We start from the raw sequence: 16,722 nt of genomic DNA, 5'->3' as shown, positions 1-16,722 counted from the left end.
AACGGGAGCGTCATGAATATTGAAACTTGGTTGTTATTTTTTAGTGCTTATTTAGTGGTGACTTTATCACCGGGACCTAATGTTTTATTAGTTATAAAAAATGCAGTGAAATATGGTTATAAAGCTGCTGCCACTACGATTGTGGCTAACTTATTTTGTCAGCTTCTTATTATCGTTTCTATTGCTTTTGGATCTGGCGCGTTATTAGCCAATTCACCTAAACTATTTTTTGCTTTAAAAGTAGTGGGCGGGCTTTATCTAATTTACTTAGGTCTTAAAGGTTTATTAAATAAAGCTGGGCAGAATAAAGCTAAAGTGAAAGATATAAAAGAGAATCAAACCGTTACAACATTCTCTTATCAAAAAGTAGGAAAAGAAGCGTTTATTGTTTCTGCAAGTAATCCTAAAACCGTTATTTTTCTTTCTGCTTTTTTACCTCAGTTTTTATCGACAGATAGCTCAGTTACCTTGCAGTTTATGATCATGTTTTTAACGATTTCTTTGATTGTGACCTTGGTGCATTTTGTTTATTCCTATATTGCGAGAAATTTGAATCAAAAATGGGCGAGCGTAAAAACTCATGCTATTTTCTCTAAAATCACCAACTGTGCTTTTATTGTATTTGGTTTTGCTGTGCTATCTAGTCATCGTACAGCTTAATAGGTGAGACAATAAAACTACAGATACAAAAAAGCCTGTTATAAAACAGGCTTTTAGTTCCAAAATAAGGCTAAGCTTATTTCACTTCTTTACCTGATGCTTGTAAATCAGCATGGTATGAAGAGCGAACCAATGGGCCACAAGCGGCATGCTCAAATCCTACAGACTTAGCCATCTCACCTAATTCATCAAACTCTGCTGGTGGAACGTAACGCTCTACAGCCAGATGTTGTAAGCTAGGTTGTAAGTATTGTCCTAAAGTCAGCATGGTCACGCCATGTGCTGCTAAATCTTTAATAACCGTTTGGATTTGCTCGTTAGTTTCACCCAATCCCATCATCACACCTGATTTAGTTGGCACTGTTGGATGCTGCTCTTTGAATTTTCTTAGTAATTCTAGTGACCATTTGTAGTCAGCACCTGGACGTACTTGCTTGTATAAATGCGGTGCTGTTTCTAGGTTATGGTTAAATACATCTGGCACGTCTTTTTCAAAACAAGCTAATGCTTTATCCATACGGCCTTTAAAATCTGGCACTAAGATTTCAATTTTGATTGTTGGGTTTAATAAACGAATTTCACGAATACAATCAGCAAAGTGTTGTGCACCACCATCACGTAAATCATCACGGTCAACAGAAGTTATCACGACATATTTAAGTTTCATATCTTTGATCGTTTCTGCTAATTTCTTAGGTTCGTCTTTATCTACGGCTAGTGGTTTACCATGGCCAACATCACAGAAAGGACAGCGACGAGTACAGATATCACCTAAAATCATAAAGGTTGCTGTACCGTGATTGAAACATTCGTTTAAATTAGGGCAAGAGGCTTCTTCACAAACAGAATGTAGTTTATTTTTTCTTAATGCCGCTTTGATTTCGTTAACGCGAGTGCTGTCAGCAGCTAACTTGATTTTCATCCAAGACGGTTTCTTTAAGATTGTATTTTTGTCTGATGGGATCACTTTTATTGGAATATGAGACATTTTATCTGCATCACGCAGTTTGTTACCGGCTGTTAATTGGCTTGGCTTAGTGTTCATTAATAAAGCTCTCTATCTGTGTGTATTGTAAATTCTGATTTAATTTTTCAATCAATAACGGCGCTAATTCAGCGACAGAAGAATTAATTCCTAGGTCACGACATTGGGTCATTTCTAATCCAGCATATCCACATGGGTTAATTTGTAGAAAAGGTGATAGATCCATATCGACATTCAAAGCCAATCCATGGAATGAACAACCTTTACGAATTTTTAATCCCAGTGATGCAATTTTTTTTCCATCAACATAAACGCCTGGAGCGTCAGGTTTTGCTACGGCAGTAATTTGGTGATCTGCTAATAGGTCGATGATTGCTTGCTCAATGATACTCACTAAGCTACGAACATTAAACTCTTTACGACGAATATTAATTAATAAATAAGCAATGAGTTGCCCGGGTGCATGATGGGTTATTTGCCCTCCACGGTCACTTTTTACAACGGGAATGTCCGTATTCGTTAATAAATGCTCAGCTTTACCTGCTAGCCCTTGAGTAAATACGGCATCATGTTCCACTAACCATATTTCATCAACGGTATCTGCGTCGCGTTGTTCAGTAAAGTCGCTCATCGCTTGCCATGTTATTTGGTAAGGTTGAACACCTAAATAGCGTACTTTTAATTTATTTTGGATTGCTGTCATCATGTTGGCTTATAAAGATGTTGCTTATAAAATAAAGCGAACAAGCTCGAGTTTATTTAACTCACTATAAATTTCTTCTATATGCTCTTTGCTATTCACTATTACAGGCACAGCTAGTGAATGATAATTACCTTTTGAACTAGGTTTCACCGTTGGAGAGTAATCACCTGGTGCGATTTGTTGAATAACATTAATCACTTCTGGCACTAGCTCTGGATGTGCTACGCCCATTACTTTAAAAGATAAGCTACATGGGAAATCTAATAATTCATCAAATTTAGTATTCAATGCCATGATTTACTCCTTAAAATATGTCTATTTAAATCAAAAGAAGTGAGTATAAACTCACTTCTTTCAAGGTGTTCATTTTATATTGTTTGTTTAACCAAACCAGCTAATGAATAATAGCTTGATGTAATCCATAATACGACTAAATAAACCACCTCTTTCGACGGTTTCTAATGCGATTAAATCGAAACTTTCTACTGGTTGGTCTAATAATGTGTAATTTAATTTACCCACTACATCTCCTTTTTTGATAGGAGCACGTAATTCACTATCAATAACAAAGTCAGCTTTTAGATGCTGCGTTTGGTTACGAGGTAATGTGAGTGGTGTATCTTCTTCGATACCTAAACGGATAGTCGGTTGATTCCCCATCCAAATGCGTTCGCTTGCAAGTTGATCGCCTGCTTTATAAGGTGTAATTGTTTCGAAGAAGCGGAAGCCCCAATTAAGTAATTTTTTACTTTCACTTTTACGTGCTTCTTCGCTTTTTGTTCCCATTACAACACCGATGATACGCATACCATCTTTTGTTGCTGAAGAAACTAAACTATAGCCTGCTGCATCTGTATGGCCTGTTTTGATACCATCAACGTTTAAGCTTTTATCCCATAATAAACCGTTACGGTTGTATTGTACTATGCCATTAAATTTAAATGATTTCTGGCTGTAGATTCTGTATTCGTCTGGCACATCTTGAATTAATGCTTTTGCTAAAATTGCCATATCTTCAGCAGTTGTATAATGCTTGTCTGAATGAAGGCCATGACTATTTACGAAGTGCGTGTTGTTCATGCCTAACTGTAGTGCCCATGTATTCATTAAATCAGCAAAGGCCGCTTCACTACCTGAAATATGTTCTGCCATTGCAACACAAGCGTCATTTCCTGACTGTACTATGATGCCTTGATTTAATTCAGCAACGGTAACTTCTTTACCGACTTCAATAAACATTTTTGATGAGTCTGGGAAGTTTTTTGCCCACGCTTTTTCTGAAATCTTAACTTTATCGTTTGGATGTAAGTTACCTGATTTAATTTCATTACCAATAATGTAGCTTGTCATCATTTTAGTTAATGAAGCAGGAGCTAATCGCTTTTGGCTATTGTTTTCAGCAAGCACTTTCCCTGACTGGAAATCTATTAATAAGTAACCTTTAGCTGCAATTGCAGGTGCTTTAGGTGTGATGAGCTGATCGGCGGCAAATGCATTGAAACTAAACAGGAGAGTGATAAGCGGTAGGCTTATTTTTTTCATGATACATACCTTTACTATTAAGAAGTCGGGAAATTGTTACGCACTATAGCAGATGACGCTTTGTTTGCTAAGGGGTAGAGAGTGTTGTTGCTTATTTTTTTGTATTTTTGTTAATTTTACATAAAACCTCTAACTGTGAAATATCTGTAATGATTCTGTGAGACAGTCAAATTTATTAATAAGTTCCGTAACTTATTGTGTTTTCGTTACATATTAGTGCGTACCCCTTTGTTTTTTTGCACTGAATTGGTGCACCAACTTGGTGCGGTTATGTTTGCTAAATGTTAAGTTGTTGTATTTAAACGTTTTAAATTTTTGGCACGTTAGTTGTAAATAGAAAGTAAAAGCACGAATCAACATTAAATACACATTAAAGGAAAAATATAATGAAAATGTTAACCGCTATTATTAAACCATTTAAATTAGATGAAGTACGCGAAGCTGTCATGAGCATTGGTATCGCTGGTGTAACTGTTTCTGAAGTAAAAGGTTTTGGTCGTCAAAAGGGACATACAGAATTATATCGTGGTGCTGAATACCAAGTTGATTTTTTACCGAAAGTAAAATTAGAAATTGCTGTTAAAGCTGAAGATGTTGAGCGTTTAGTTGAAGCGATTACGACTGCTGCTAACACAGGTAAAGTTGGTGACGGCAAAATCTTCATCCAGCCTTTAGAGCAAGTTGTACGTATTCGTACTGGTGAATTAGATTCAGAAGCACTTTAAACCAAATTTATTACCCTAAGGAAAATTATTATGGAAACAACAGTTACAGAACTACGATTTGCCCTTGATACCTTTTATTTTCTAATATCAGGTGTCCTTGTTATGTGGATGGCAGCAGGTTTTGCCATGTTAGAAGCGGGCTTAGTTCGTTCTAAAAATACAGCTGAAATCTTAACTAAAAACGTAGTGCTTTATGCAATTGCATGTACGATGTTTTTATTAGTAGGTTACAACATTATGTATGTTGATAACTCTGCTGGCGGTTGGTTACCTTCTTTAGGTGGTCTAATTGGCACACAAGCTGAAGGCGCAGATCATTCTTTAGAATCTGACTTCTTCTTCCAAGTGGTATTCGTTGCAACAGCAATGTCTATCGTATCAGGTGCGGTTGCAGAGCGTATGAAGCTTTGGGCATTCTTGATCTTCACAGTATTCCTAACTGGTTTTATTTACCCAATGGAAGGTTACTGGACTTGGGGCGGTGGTTTCCTAAGCGAAGCTGGCTTTAGTGATTTCGCTGGTTCAGGTATCGTTCATATGGCCGGTGCAGCAGCAGCATTAGCAGCGGTTATCTTACTAGGTGCTCGTCGCGGTAAATACGGTAAAGACGGTAGTGTTCACCCAATTCCTGGTTCAAACATGCCTCTTGCTACATTAGGTACATTCATTCTATGGATGGGTTGGTTCGGCTTTAACGGTGGTTCTCAACTACTTATCTCTGACGCAGAAAACGCATCAGCAGTAGGTCTTATCTTCCTTAACACTAATGCAGCAGCAGCAACAGGTGCAATCGCAGCGTTAATCGTAAGTAGACTTAAATGGGGTAAAGCTGATTTAACTATGATTCTAAACGGCGCGTTAGCTGGTCTAGTAGCAATTACTGCTGACCCACTATCTCCAAGCCCTCTAGTTGCTTGTGTTATTGGTGCAATCGCTGGTGTAATCGTTGTATACAGCATCGTTACTTTCGATAAATTGAAAATTGATGATCCAGTAGGTGCTTTATCAGTACACGGTGTATGTGGTTTATTCGGTCTACTAGTAGTACCAGTATCAAATGATGGTGCTTCACTAATGAGCCAATTATACGGTGCAGCAGTAATCTTTGGATTCGTATTCCTAGCATCATTACTTGTTTGGTACGTAATCAAAGTAACAATGGGTATTCGTGTAACAGCTGAAGAAGAAGACGCTGGTATGGATATACATGACTGTGGTATCGAAGCTTACCCAGAATTTAAATCATAGAATTTAAATCATAAGTTTAAAGTTTAATAAAAAGACTGTATTTATGAATTAGCAACGTAGCAAGCAGCGTAACAAATTTGGAATAATGTGAAATCAATATTCCAAGTTTACAAAAAAGACTGATCCTATGCTTTGCTAACATAAACAAGCAGCGTATAAACTTGAAATCCCCATCTTATTTTTTAAGATGGGGATTTTTTTATATTAACTTTTTGTAAATCCATCTAAACTGTTTACCAAGTAGTTTATTTATACCGATTGCGTTAAATATGTTATCTAAATTTTACGAAGGAAAAACAGTTCAATTCAAGGCATAAATTGACGTAAATGGCTGTTCCCTTTACGAAATTTATAACGAAGAAGTGGGCTGTTTTAGCCAGTAAAATAGATAAGCTATTTATCGTGATTGGTATTGTTAATATCAGTATTTAATTTTTATTCATTTCTATAAGGAATTTATTATGTTTAAACGTATGCATTTATTGAGCTTACCCGCTATTGCTTTGTTAACGGCTTGTTCAAGTAATAGTCCAACGGAAGAAACTACTGCAGTAGGTTCAATCCCAAGCTGGATCTTAAACCCACAAATTGAAGACGGTATTGCGGTCTCAGAATGTGTTTTATGGTCAGGCAATATGTCTATCGATAAACAGCAAGCGATTGCAAACGCACGTACCGCTTTGGCACAACGTATTGAAACAAAAGTGACAGCGTTAGATAAAACTTACCGTGATAAGGTAGAAGTGGCTTCAGGTGTCGAATCGGGTTCAACTTTCTCTAGTGTTTCAAAGCAAGTAACAAATCAAACTTTGGTAGGAACAACACCGACTAAAGTTGATATCGTTAATATCGCTGGAAAAGATAATCTATGTGTTCAGGTCGCAATTGGCCAGCAAGCGACTAAAAGCGTATTTGATGAATTAATTAACGCAGCTAAACGTCCAATGAATGCAGAGCAAAAAGATGTTTTATACCAAGAGTTCAAAGCACAACGTGCTGAACAACAACTTGATTTTGAGTTAGATAAACTTAAAAACTAATTTTTTGATCCTTTAATAACATTCCTTAGAGTGCGCTTGTTGCTTGGCGCCTCTTGGTCATTTTTGAACACTTTTAAACTTGGATATTTCAACTGGCATAGTTATTGCTTTTTCCTATTATCAGTGTCAAAAAATGGATGATTATTATGAATGTTAATGCAGCTTCAATGTTTAATGAGTTACAACTTGAAAAAGTACAAGCGAAAAATATAGATACTAGTGCAACGGTTAAAATCAGTAACCCTACTAATACTGCTCCCGCTAACTTTTCTGCAATGCTTAAGCAAGCTATTGAAAACGTGAATGGTTTACAGCAAAATACAACAGAGTTACGAAATGACTATGAGATGGGCGATAAAAACGTCAGCTTATCTGATGTTATGATCGCAGCCAATAAATCAAGCTTAGCATTCGATGCAACAGTGCAAGTTCGTAATAAAATGGTCGAAGCTTATAAAGAAATCATGAGTATGCCAGTTTAATGACACTTAATATCTTAATCTAACTGTTTAAAAAGGAAGTTCTGTGGCTGACGATTCAGAAAACAATACTGAGATTGCTGAAAACAATAGCAATAAGAATCAGAATGATAATATGGATTTATTACTAGGGGATAACTCTGGTAATGATGATATTACTGATATTGGTCCACAAAAAGGGGCATTAGCTTCATTCTTTTCAAATGTGGATGTATTACGTCAGATTAGTATGATCATTGGTTTGTTGATTGTATTAGCCATTGTTGTGATTATTTGGTCATGGGGTAAGGAAGCTGATTACCGTCCATTGGGTACCTACCAAACAGAAGAATTAATCACCACTTTAGATTTCTTAGACCAACAAAAAATAGTATATCGTTTAGAAGGCAATAACGTTTTAGTTATGTCTAGTGAGTATCAAAAAATTAAACTGCAAATGACTCGTGCAGGTTTGGTTATCGATGAAGCTGAAAACGGCGATGATATTCTATTACAAGATATGGGCTTTGGCGTTAGCCAACGTGTTGAGCAAGAAAGATTAAAATTGAGTCGTGAGCGTCAGTTAGTGCTCGCGATCAAAGAAATGAAAAACGTAACCAATGCACAAGTTCTCTTAGCCATTCCTAAAGAAAGTGTTTTTGCTCGTAAAGAACGTGAAGCGAGCGCAACGGTTGTTGTGACGAGTGTTAGATCTTATGCTTTATCAGGACAAGAAGTCGACTCTATCGTGGATCTCGTTGCTTCTGCTGTTCAAGGCTTATCCCCAAATAATGTTACGGTGACCGATCAAAGAGGTCGATTATTACATTCAGGTAGTAATAACAGTATTTCTGCGCAAACAAGCAAAGAATTCGGTATGCAACGTGAGCGTGAAGAAGAATATAAATCAAAAATTGATGCCATTTTAATCCCCGTTCTAGGGTTGGCTAATTATGCTTCTGAAGTTGATTTAGTCATGGACTTTACCGTTGTCGAAGAAACTAAGAAAGTCTTTAACCCAATCAATCAAGCTATCCGTAGTGAATTATTAATAGAAGATAAATCTAACTCTTCGTTGTTAGGATCTATACCTGGCGCTTTATCGAATCAGCCTCCTGCGAATGGTTCTATTCCAGAAGAGTTGGAAGATGAAGGTCGATTCCCTAATGCGGTTGATGGAACATCAAGAACGGAGTCAACACGAAACTACGAAGTTGATACAACCATTACTCATACTAAACATAAAATCGGTAAAGTTGATCGTTTAGGTGTGTCGGTTGCTTTAGATTATGCGAAATCTGTTAATGCTGAAGGCGAAACAGTTTATACCCCAAGAAGCGCGCAAGAAATTGAAAACATTCGTCAGTTATTATTAGGCGGGTTAGGTATCAACGCAGAGCGTGGTGATGTGTTAGCGATTGCATCAGTTAGCTTTAACCGACCAGAGCTGGACAAAGAGCCTGAACTTGCTTTCTGGGAAACAGAAGCATTTGAAGGTTATGTACGATTTGGTGGTAGTTTGCTTATCATTATCTTAACCTTGTTAATGATTGTACGCCCAATTATGAAGAAACTATTGTACCCTGAAGCTATCGAAACTGAAGATGATTACGATTTAGGTGGAGCGATAGGCGCAATCGGTAATGATAATCTACAATTATTATCTGACGACGATAGTGAAGGTATTGAGTTTGGCTTGAGCAATGGTCAAATTAAACTACCTGACTTACATAAAGATGCTGATTTATTGAAAGCAGTAAGAGCCTTGGTTGCTAATGAACCTGGTTTATCTGCACAAGTAATTAAAGAGTGGTTAACCGCAGATGAGTGATAATGAAGAAGGTTCAAAGGAAATTGTTGAATACGATGTAGAAGAACTGTCTGGTGTTGAAAAATCAGCGATATTAATGCTGAGTTTAACGCCACAGGATGCTGCACAAATCTTTAGGAATTTAGAGCCTAAACAAGTACAGAAACTAGGTATGAAGATGGCCTCTTTAGAGGACTCTAATCAAGTTAAAGTAAGTAGTGTTCATCGAGCTTTTATTCAAGATATTCAAAAATTCAGTAACATCGGTCTGGATAGTGAAGACTTTGTTCGTAACTCTCTGATTGAAGCCTTGGGTGAAGATAAAGCCGGTAACTTGGTTGATCAAATCATTCTTGGTAGTGGTTCTAAAGGTCTGGATTCATTGAAATGGATGGATGCACGTCAAGTTGCGAGTATTATTCAAAATGAGCATCCTCAGATTCAAACCATCGTACTTTCTTATCTTGACCCTGAGCAATCAGCTGAAATCATTACTCAGTTCCCAGAAAAAATTCGTCTTGATCTGATGATGCGTATTGCTGGTTTAGAAGAAGTTCAGCCTGCTGCATTACAAGAATTAAATGAAATTATGGAAAAACAGTTTGCTGGTCAAGCTGGTGCTCAAGCTGCGAAAATGGGTGGTACTAAAGCTGCTGCTGATATTATGAACTACTTAGAAACGGGTATCGAAGGACCATTAATGGATTCCTTACGTGAAACCGATGAAGATATGAGTCAACAAATTCAAGATCTTATGTTTGTATTTGATAATCTTAGTGAAGTTGATGATCGTGGTATTCAAACGTTATTACGAGAAGTCCCACCAGATCAATTACAATTGGCATTAAAAGGTGCAGAAGAGCAGCTTAAAGATAAAATATTGGCAAACATGTCTAAACGTGCCGCTGAAATGTTGGTTGATGATCTTGAAGCGATGGGACCAATACGTATTAGTGAAGTTGAAAGTGCACAAAAAGAAATTCTTGCGATTGCACGACGCTTATCTGACTCTGGCGAGTTGATGTTAGGCGGCGGTGGCGGCGGTGATGAATTCTTATAACCTTAACTCTTGATCAAGCTTGTAACTATAATTTAAACATTTGAGTAAGGTAAATGAATGGCTATTGATGACAATGAGCATATTGAAGGTTTTCCACTTCCTGACTTTGAAGAGCGTAAAAATCCCGAAGAAGTAGGAACAGATATCTTTGGTAAACCTGCTAATTGGTATAATAGTAAATACCAAGAGGAAGTTGAGCCGGAAGAAGAAGAGCCACAACCTTTAACACTTGAAGATATAGAAGCAATTCGTGTTTCTGCCTACGAAGATGGTTTTAATGAAGGCAAAGAAGCTGGTTTTATTAAAGGTGTGGAAGAAGGAAAGCTGCAAGGTTTAAGCGAAGGTCATCAAGAAGGTTTAGAACAAGGCTTAGAGCAAGGCTTAAAAGAAGGACAAGTTAAAGTTGATGCACAGACATTACATTGGCAACAACTTGTTTCACGTTTACATAGACCCCTTGAAAAACTAGATGACAGTGTCGAGTTCCAATTAATAAAACTGGCAACCACGCTTGCTGAACAAATGGTCCGCTGTGAAGTGACGGTTAACCCTCAAGTAATTTTGCAAGCATTAAAACAAGCGGTAGAAGCTTTACCTGCTAGCGCTCAAACTCTTGTGATTTCTTTTCACCCAGAAGATCTTTTATTTGTGCAAGCCGCCTTTTCAGAATCTGAATGTAAGAAGCGAGGATGGGATTTACGCTCTGAACCGACTTTATTGCGAGGTGATTGCCATGTTCAAACTAAAACTTCTAGTATCGATTACACTTTTGCGACTCGTGTCGAGCAAGTTTTAACACATTTCTTAAAAGAGAATTACCAACAAACTCCTGATGTCACCAATGATATCGATATTAGCAATGATCAGCCTTTAGATTATGAAATGCTGACAGAGCAAGATTTACAAAAGCAAAGTGATGAAGCTGAAAAAATTGAAGCTGATAATGAAGCTCAATCTGAGTCTGTACAAACGCAACCTGAAAATGCCCCTGATTTAGCCAATAACGAAAGTACGGTTACCAATTAAATGAATCCGCTTACGCAACGACTCACTCAATACCAAGTTGGAGAATCAATCACTCATCCTGTTGTCGCAGGAAAATTAGTGCGAGTGGTGGGATTAACGTTAGAAGCGGTTGGTTGTAGTGCTGCTGTTGGTAGCATGTGTAAAGTAGAAACTAATGATGGTTTTATCGATGCCGAAGTGGTTGGCTTCTCAAGTGACCGATTATTTCTGATGCCAAGCGAACGTTTAACTGGTGTTTTGCCAGGCGCAAAAGTTATTCCTCAAATCACTGAAGTAGGTATCCCTGTTGGTATGGAATTATTAGGCCGTGTTTTAGATGGCATGGGTAATCCTATTGATGGTAAAGGTGAAGTGATCACCAGTGAAATGAGTGGTTATAATAATACTCGTATTAACCCATTGTCACGTAAAGCAATTAAAGATCCTCTTGATACCGGTATTAAGGCTATTAATGCCTTATTGACTGTTGGACAAGGGCAGAGAATGGGCCTGTTTGCAGGTTCTGGTGTGGGTAAGAGTGTGCTGTTGGGAATGATGACTCGTGGTACTAATGCTGATGTGGTTGTGGTTGGGTTAATTGGTGAACGTGGGCGAGAAGTAAAAGAGTTTATTGAAGATATTTTAGGTGAAGAAGGCCGAGCCCGTTCTGTAGTGATTGCTGCACCTGCTGATGCGTCACCATTAATGCGTTTAAAAGGATGTGAAACCTCATTAACCATTGCTGAATATTTTCGAGATCAAGGTTTAAATGTTTTACTATTGATGGATTCATTGACTCGTTTTGCTCAAGCTCAACGAGAAATCGCATTAGCAATTGGCGAACCGCCAGCAACAAAGGGCTACCCACCTTCAGTCTTTGCAAAATTACCCGCTTTGGTTGAACGAGCTGGGAACGGTGATGAAGGGCAGGGCTCTATTAGTGCATTTTTTACTGTATTAACGGAAGGTGATGATTTACAGGATCCAATTGCTGATGCCTCTCGCGCTATTTTAGATGGTCATATTGTTTTATCACGTTCACTAGCGGATGCCGGACATTTTCCAGCTATTGATGTTGGTAAATCAATAAGTCGTGTTATGCCAATGGTAACTTCAGAAGAGCATCAAACGCTAGCGCGTGTATTAAAACAAGCTTCATCTTTGTATGAAGAAAATAAAGACTTAATTACCATTGGTGCTTACGCTCGTGGTAGCGATCCTAGAATTGATAAAGCGATGGTTATAAAGCCTAAGTTGGATCAGTTTTTGCAACAGGGTATGAAAGAAAGTGTTACTTATAACGATTGTTTGACGCAGTTGGCGATGTTAACACAGGAATTTGTACAAAGTTAAAAGGATTAAAAGATGGCGATTAACGCATTACAACTTGTTCATGAACAAAGAGAAAAACAAGTAGAAGAATCCTTGCAAGCCTATCAACAAGCTCAAAAAGCCTTATTTGAACAACGTAATCAATTACAAAATCTGCATCAATATCGTCGTCAATATACCGCACAATTAAGTGACAAAGGTTCTCAAGGTTTAACGGTTTCTACATTAAGTAAATACCAACAATTTATAGTACAAATTGATCAAGGTTTAACCAACCAACAGTCGGCTATTGTAAAATTTGAATACGCAGTTCGTGAAGCCAAGCGTAAGTGGACTGATAGCCAAGTTGCTTGTAAAGCGATGGGGTTATTATTAGACAAAAAAGCGCTTGAAAAAACTAAATTAGCCGATAAAAAAGAACAACAATTATTAGATGAATTTTCTACCTTCCAATTTTTTCAGAAGAAAAATAAAAATATATAAATAAATAGATCTTTCTGGTCTATAAATTGCTTGCATAAGAAGAATAACTTTAATTACCCCCAAAAACGGCAATTACTGCGCTTTAAAAAGCAGTCAGCGAAAGAGAGAATATTTTATGATGCAATCCTTATTATTAAATGGTGCTGCAAGTATAAAAAGCAACGATCTAAAGAATCAAGATGAAAACGATACTAGGATCAATAGCTTAAAAAATTCAAAACTTGCTGAGCAGCAAAAGAGTTTTGCTAAAGTAATGCAAGAGAATATTGATAAAGAGAATGCTAGAGCTCAATCTCGTGATGCGGCAAGAGCACAAGAGGCAAGCAATGATAGTCGTCTTGAAAGTACAAAGAGCCGTGAACAAAATAAAATTATTGACGATAAAAAAGTTAATGAAGTTAAACCTTCTGAAAAAGTGAATGCTAGCAAGCAAGATGAAAAACTGACATCGGCCGATAGCAAAAAAGTAAATAAAGACGAAGCTTCTGATGACGACAAAAAAATTGCTAAAAGTGATAAAAATGAGACTAAATCAGATGAGATTAAGTCCAATACGTCTATTGAATTACCTGAACTTGAATTAGATGCAGATGTTTCATTAGAAGACCTATCCGATAGTGAATTACTTGAGAATCTAAATGCGAAGTTGAATACAGAAGAAAGTAGCGAGAATAATATTGAACTTGATGATAGTGAATTACTTGAGCAACTCAATGCGAAGTTGAATACAGAAGAAAGTAGCGAGAATAATGTTGAGCTTGATGATAGTGAAATCAAATTAACTCAGCAATCTGATAGTGAAATTGAATTAGTTGCTATGAATACAAATCCTGTGGATTTAAGTACAGCAGTACAACAAAATGAATTAGTGATCACAGAAGATGTGGAAGAGACTGAAAAAGACGAAGAAACATTACAAGATATAACGTCTGATTCTGCTTTAGACCCTATGGGACAAAGCTCTTTATTATCCCAAATAGAAGCTGCTCAACAGGCTGACACTAATGTTAAAAGTAAAGCGGGCGATGACTCTTCTGAAATCACTATGTCGATGTTAAAGAGCCAATCTAATTTAGTGAGTGGTGATGAGAAAAAGGCACAATCTTTAAGTGATGAAATCACTGTTAATCCTGACTCTGATAGTGAAGGTGAGATTGATGTTAAAGCAAAATTAGTTTCTGACGTTGAAGCTGGGTTAAAAGCAAAAACGGGTGCAGAGCTAGAAGCTAAAGTTGATGCAGAAGCTGAGAAAAAACCAAAAATTAAATTAGAAGCGGATGTTAATGTCACCAAAGAAGCTGACAATATTGAGAGCGATTCTGATTTAGATACTGCTTTACAGTCGTTAAAACCAACAGAAAAATTGGATCAATTATCAAGCTTGATCAAAAATGAAACGGCAGTGGCTAATCAAACTGCTATTGATGTGAATGGTGCAAGACCTAATCAAACCAATCAGGTTCAATTAGACAAGTTGGTGGCATTTAATCAACAAGCTCCTGCCGCAAATAATTTATTGCAAGCTCCCTTGGATATCCAATCTAAACACGCAGCCGCTATGATGGGAGAGCGTGTTATGATGATGATGTCTCAAGGTAAGCAAGAAGTAGAAATTCGCTTAGACCCTGCAGAATTAGGATCGATGTTGATTAAAATGCAAGTTAAGCAAGATCAGGTACAATTACATATTCAAACTCAAGCTGGCTTAAGTAAAGATATTATTGAACAAAATATGCCTCGATTACGTGAACAATTAGCGCAACAAGGGATCCAGCTTAGTGAAGCAAATGTGCAGCAACAATCACAACAGCAGTCCCAGCAACAAAGACAGGCTCAACAAGTAAGTGGTAGTTCAAGACAGATTACGAATGCACAAGAAGTCGTTAACGATCAAAAAAACGTCTTTATTCCTTCAAAAATACCTTCGCTAGAGCAAGGAATTGATTATTATGTGTAAACAACGCAATAGTTACTAGCTAACTTCTGCAGAAACATTAAAATCAATTTATTATTTTTTAAATCATTCTCCGCTTAAATGAGAGGAGAAAACTAGAAGGATATGACAATGGCAGAAGAAAGTGGAAGTAAAAAGAAATTAATCATTATTATCGCAGCTGCTGTGATTGGTCTTGTGATTATTGGTGCTGCAGTCTTTTTTATCTTTTTTAGTGGAGATGGAGAAGATGCTTCTGAAGATAAGACGTTAAGTGATTATGCTGCACAAAATGCAAACGCAGCCAATTATGTCCCAATGTCAAAACCTTTTGTGTTTAATGTGATAGAAGGTAAACGCGATAGAACGGTACAAATTAAAGTTCAATTAATGGTGAGTAATGCAAGGAATGAAGAGCTTGCGCGTAAACATATTCCGTTATTAGAAAGTGCTTTATTAAGAGTGTTTGTGGCTGCAACAGCGAAACAACTTAGAAGTCCTGAAGGGAAAAATGAATTACGTAAAACGGCACTTGTTGCACTTAATGAAGCAACCATTAAACTTGAAGGGCAAGCACTTGTCCATGCCGTATTGTTCACCGGCTTCGTTTTACAGTAAGAATTAAGGGCTAGGTATGGATTTATTATCCCAAGACGAAATTGATGCGCTATTACATGGTGTTGATGACGTTGAAGAGGACTCAGCTAAAGGTGGTAAAGGTGGAGATGCAGAGGCTGATGACTCTCATGTGCATTTTGACTTTTCCTCACAAGATCGCATCGTCCGTGGTCGTATGCCAACGTTGGAGTTGGTAAATGAACGTTTTGCACGTCATTTGCGAATTAGCTTATTTAATATGTTACGCCATACCGCAGAAGTATCGATTAACGGTGTACAAATGCTTAAGTTTGGTGAATATGTTCACACATTATTTGTACCTACCAGTCTTAATATGGTGCGTTTTCGCCCATTAAAAGGAACCGCGCTTGTTACTATGGAAGCGCGTTTAGTCTTTATTTTAGTGGAAAACTTTTTTGGTGGTGATGGTCGTTATCACGCTAAAATTGAAGGTCGTGAATTCACTCCTACCGAACGTCGTATTATTCAAATGTTATTAAAAATAATTTTTGAAGATTATCATGATGCTTGGGCTCCCGTTATGAATGCTGAATTTGAGTATTTAGATTCAGAAGTAAATCCGGCAATGGCGAATATTGTTAGTCCAACGGAAGTCATTGTTGTTAACTCTTTCCATATTGAGCTAGATGGAGGTGGTGGTGATTTCCATATTGCGATGCCTTATTCTATGCTTGAGCCTATTCGAGAATTATTAGATGCGGGTGTACAGAGTGATAAGGAAGATACGGATTCTCGTTGGGGGCAAGCCCTCGAAGAGGAGATCATGGATGTTAATGTTGAAATTAATGCCAAAGTAGTGGATAAAGAAGTGTCATTACGTGACATTATTCATTTTGAAGCTGGCGACATTCTACCTGTTGAATTACCTTCAAGTTTATTAGTTTCTGTAGAAGGTTTACCGACTTATAGAGCTGTTTTAGGTCAATCCAATGATCATTTAGCGTTAAAAATAATTGAAAAAATAGAACGCCCAGAAATACAAAAAAATCAGCTTCAATTGGAAGATTTAAAAGCTAAGCGTCATAAAGAAGACGATGAAGAAAAAAAAGAAATTGAAGAAACTGAAGTTGTTAGTTAATAGTAGTATTTAAAAAGATAG

Annotated in this window: 17 protein-coding genes; 13 read left to right on the top strand and 4 right to left on the bottom strand. The window is 37.3% G+C overall.

Going from position 1 to position 16,722, the window contains the following annotated elements; translation table 11 throughout:
- Window positions 1-12: 12 nt before the first annotated feature.
- Window positions 13-660 carry a LysE family translocator gene (locus tag E2R67_RS06745; RefSeq protein WP_134290167.1) on the top strand — a complete coding sequence of 216 codons (648 nt, stop codon included), beginning with the start codon at window positions 13-15 and terminating at the stop codon, window positions 658-660.
- Window positions 661-736: 76 nt separating this feature from the next.
- Here E2R67_RS06745 and lipA read toward each other — a convergent pair whose 3' ends face one another.
- The 4 genes from lipA to E2R67_RS06725 form a co-directional block, all read right to left on the bottom strand.
- Window positions 737-1,705: a lipoyl synthase gene (gene lipA, locus E2R67_RS06740; protein ID WP_134290166.1), complete on the bottom strand. Its 969-nt coding sequence runs from the start codon at window positions 1,703-1,705 to the stop codon at window positions 737-739.
- Window positions 1,695-2,351, bottom strand: a complete 657-nt coding sequence (lipB, locus tag E2R67_RS06735) for a lipoyl(octanoyl) transferase LipB (protein WP_134290165.1) — start codon at window positions 2,349-2,351, stop codon at window positions 1,695-1,697. Before lipB ends, lipA begins: the two co-directional genes overlap by 11 nt.
- A gap of 21 nt (window positions 2,352-2,372) precedes the next feature.
- Window positions 2,373-2,636, bottom strand: coding sequence for a DUF493 family protein YbeD (ybeD, locus tag E2R67_RS06730; protein WP_134290194.1), 264 nt, complete (start codon window positions 2,634-2,636; stop codon window positions 2,373-2,375).
- Between the two features lie 93 nt (window positions 2,637-2,729).
- On the bottom strand, window positions 2,730-3,890 hold the full coding sequence (locus E2R67_RS06725) for a D-alanyl-D-alanine carboxypeptidase family protein (protein WP_134290164.1): 1,161 nt from the start codon (window positions 3,888-3,890) through the stop codon (window positions 2,730-2,732).
- 386 nt (window positions 3,891-4,276) lie between these two features.
- On the opposite strand from E2R67_RS06725, the gene E2R67_RS06720 reads away from it, so the two are divergent.
- From E2R67_RS06720 to fliM, 12 genes are all read left to right on the top strand, one after another.
- Window positions 4,277-4,615: a P-II family nitrogen regulator gene (locus tag E2R67_RS06720; RefSeq protein WP_134290163.1), complete on the top strand. Its 339-nt coding sequence runs from the start codon at window positions 4,277-4,279 to the stop codon at window positions 4,613-4,615.
- Between the two features lie 30 nt (window positions 4,616-4,645).
- Entirely contained in the window at window positions 4,646-5,863 is a 1,218-nt protein-coding gene (gene amtB / locus E2R67_RS06715; protein ID WP_208379480.1) for an ammonium transporter AmtB, read from the top strand.
- A 461-nt stretch (window positions 5,864-6,324) separates the two neighbouring features.
- On the top strand, window positions 6,325-6,903 hold the full coding sequence (locus E2R67_RS06710) for an LPP20 family lipoprotein (RefSeq protein ID WP_134290161.1): 579 nt from the start codon (window positions 6,325-6,327) through the stop codon (window positions 6,901-6,903).
- Between the two features lie 146 nt (window positions 6,904-7,049).
- Window positions 7,050-7,385, top strand: coding sequence for a flagellar hook-basal body complex protein FliE (fliE, locus tag E2R67_RS06705; RefSeq protein ID WP_134290160.1), 336 nt, complete (start codon window positions 7,050-7,052; stop codon window positions 7,383-7,385).
- Between the two features lie 112 nt (window positions 7,386-7,497).
- Entirely contained in the window at window positions 7,498-9,192 is a 1,695-nt protein-coding gene (gene fliF, locus E2R67_RS06700; RefSeq protein ID WP_134290193.1) for a flagellar basal-body MS-ring/collar protein FliF, read from the top strand.
- Window positions 9,185-10,231 carry a flagellar motor switch protein FliG gene (fliG, locus tag E2R67_RS06695; RefSeq protein WP_134290159.1) on the top strand — a complete coding sequence of 349 codons (1,047 nt, stop codon included), beginning with the start codon at window positions 9,185-9,187 and terminating at the stop codon, window positions 10,229-10,231. Before fliF ends, fliG begins: the two co-directional genes overlap by 8 nt.
- Before the next feature lie 57 nt (window positions 10,232-10,288).
- On the top strand, window positions 10,289-11,257 hold the full coding sequence (fliH, locus tag E2R67_RS06690; RefSeq protein ID WP_134290158.1) for a flagellar assembly protein FliH: 969 nt from the start codon (window positions 10,289-10,291) through the stop codon (window positions 11,255-11,257).
- Window positions 11,258-12,589, top strand: coding sequence for a flagellar protein export ATPase FliI (gene fliI, locus E2R67_RS06685; protein WP_134290157.1), 1,332 nt, complete (start codon window positions 11,258-11,260; stop codon window positions 12,587-12,589).
- Between the two features lie 12 nt (window positions 12,590-12,601).
- Window positions 12,602-13,051 (top strand): flagellar export protein FliJ, encoded by a 450-nt coding sequence (fliJ, locus tag E2R67_RS06680; RefSeq protein WP_134290156.1) that lies wholly within the window; start codon window positions 12,602-12,604, stop codon window positions 13,049-13,051.
- Window positions 13,052-13,166: 115 nt separating this feature from the next.
- Window positions 13,167-15,008, top strand: a complete 1,842-nt coding sequence (locus tag E2R67_RS06675; RefSeq protein WP_134290155.1) for a flagellar hook-length control protein FliK — start codon at window positions 13,167-13,169, stop codon at window positions 15,006-15,008.
- A gap of 108 nt (window positions 15,009-15,116) precedes the next feature.
- Window positions 15,117-15,602: a flagellar basal body-associated FliL family protein gene (locus E2R67_RS06670; RefSeq protein ID WP_134290154.1), complete on the top strand. Its 486-nt coding sequence runs from the start codon at window positions 15,117-15,119 to the stop codon at window positions 15,600-15,602.
- 16 nt (window positions 15,603-15,618) lie between these two features.
- Complete coding sequence (fliM, locus tag E2R67_RS06665) at window positions 15,619-16,701, top strand: flagellar motor switch protein FliM (RefSeq protein ID WP_134290153.1); 1,083 nt, start codon at window positions 15,619-15,621, stop codon at window positions 16,699-16,701.
- Window positions 16,702-16,722 lie beyond the last annotated feature (21 nt).

The organism is Psychromonas algicola, from assembly GCF_004378355.1.
In the GTDB taxonomy this organism is placed as follows: Bacteria; Pseudomonadota; Gammaproteobacteria; order Enterobacterales; family Psychromonadaceae; genus Psychromonas.
Note: the sequence above shows the minus strand (reverse complement) of the source record. Positions and strands in the feature narration are given on the sequence as shown.

Bases quoted from the DNA above. Each gene is read 5' to 3' on its own strand.
- fliH (WP_134290158.1), top strand. From the start codon at position 10,289: ATGGCTATTGATGACAATGAGCATATTGAAGGTTTTCCACTTCCTGAC.
- lipB (WP_134290165.1), bottom strand. From the start codon at position 2,351: ATGATGACAGCAATCCAAAATAAATTAAAAGTACGCTATTTAGGTGTT.
- fliG (WP_134290159.1), top strand. From the start codon at position 9,185: ATGAGTGATAATGAAGAAGGTTCAAAGGAAATTGTTGAATACGATGTA.
- fliF (WP_134290193.1), top strand. From the start codon at position 7,498: ATGGATTTATTACTAGGGGATAACTCTGGTAATGATGATATTACTGAT.
- E2R67_RS06670 (WP_134290154.1), top strand. From the start codon at position 15,117: ATGGCAGAAGAAAGTGGAAGTAAAAAGAAATTAATCATTATTATCGCA.
- amtB (WP_208379480.1), top strand. From the start codon at position 4,646: ATGGAAACAACAGTTACAGAACTACGATTTGCCCTTGATACCTTTTAT.
- fliM (WP_134290153.1), top strand. From the start codon at position 15,619: ATGGATTTATTATCCCAAGACGAAATTGATGCGCTATTACATGGTGTT.
- fliI (WP_134290157.1), top strand. From the start codon at position 11,258: ATGAATCCGCTTACGCAACGACTCACTCAATACCAAGTTGGAGAATCA.
- E2R67_RS06745 (WP_134290167.1), top strand. From the start codon at position 13: ATGAATATTGAAACTTGGTTGTTATTTTTTAGTGCTTATTTAGTGGTG.
- E2R67_RS06720 (WP_134290163.1), top strand. From the start codon at position 4,277: ATGAAAATGTTAACCGCTATTATTAAACCATTTAAATTAGATGAAGTA.
- E2R67_RS06725 (WP_134290164.1), bottom strand. From the start codon at position 3,890: ATGAAAAAAATAAGCCTACCGCTTATCACTCTCCTGTTTAGTTTCAAT.
- fliE (WP_134290160.1), top strand. From the start codon at position 7,050: ATGAATGTTAATGCAGCTTCAATGTTTAATGAGTTACAACTTGAAAAA.
- E2R67_RS06710 (WP_134290161.1), top strand. From the start codon at position 6,325: ATGTTTAAACGTATGCATTTATTGAGCTTACCCGCTATTGCTTTGTTA.
- fliJ (WP_134290156.1), top strand. From the start codon at position 12,602: ATGGCGATTAACGCATTACAACTTGTTCATGAACAAAGAGAAAAACAA.
- lipA (WP_134290166.1), bottom strand. From the start codon at position 1,705: ATGAACACTAAGCCAAGCCAATTAACAGCCGGTAACAAACTGCGTGAT.
- E2R67_RS06675 (WP_134290155.1), top strand. From the start codon at position 13,167: ATGATGCAATCCTTATTATTAAATGGTGCTGCAAGTATAAAAAGCAAC.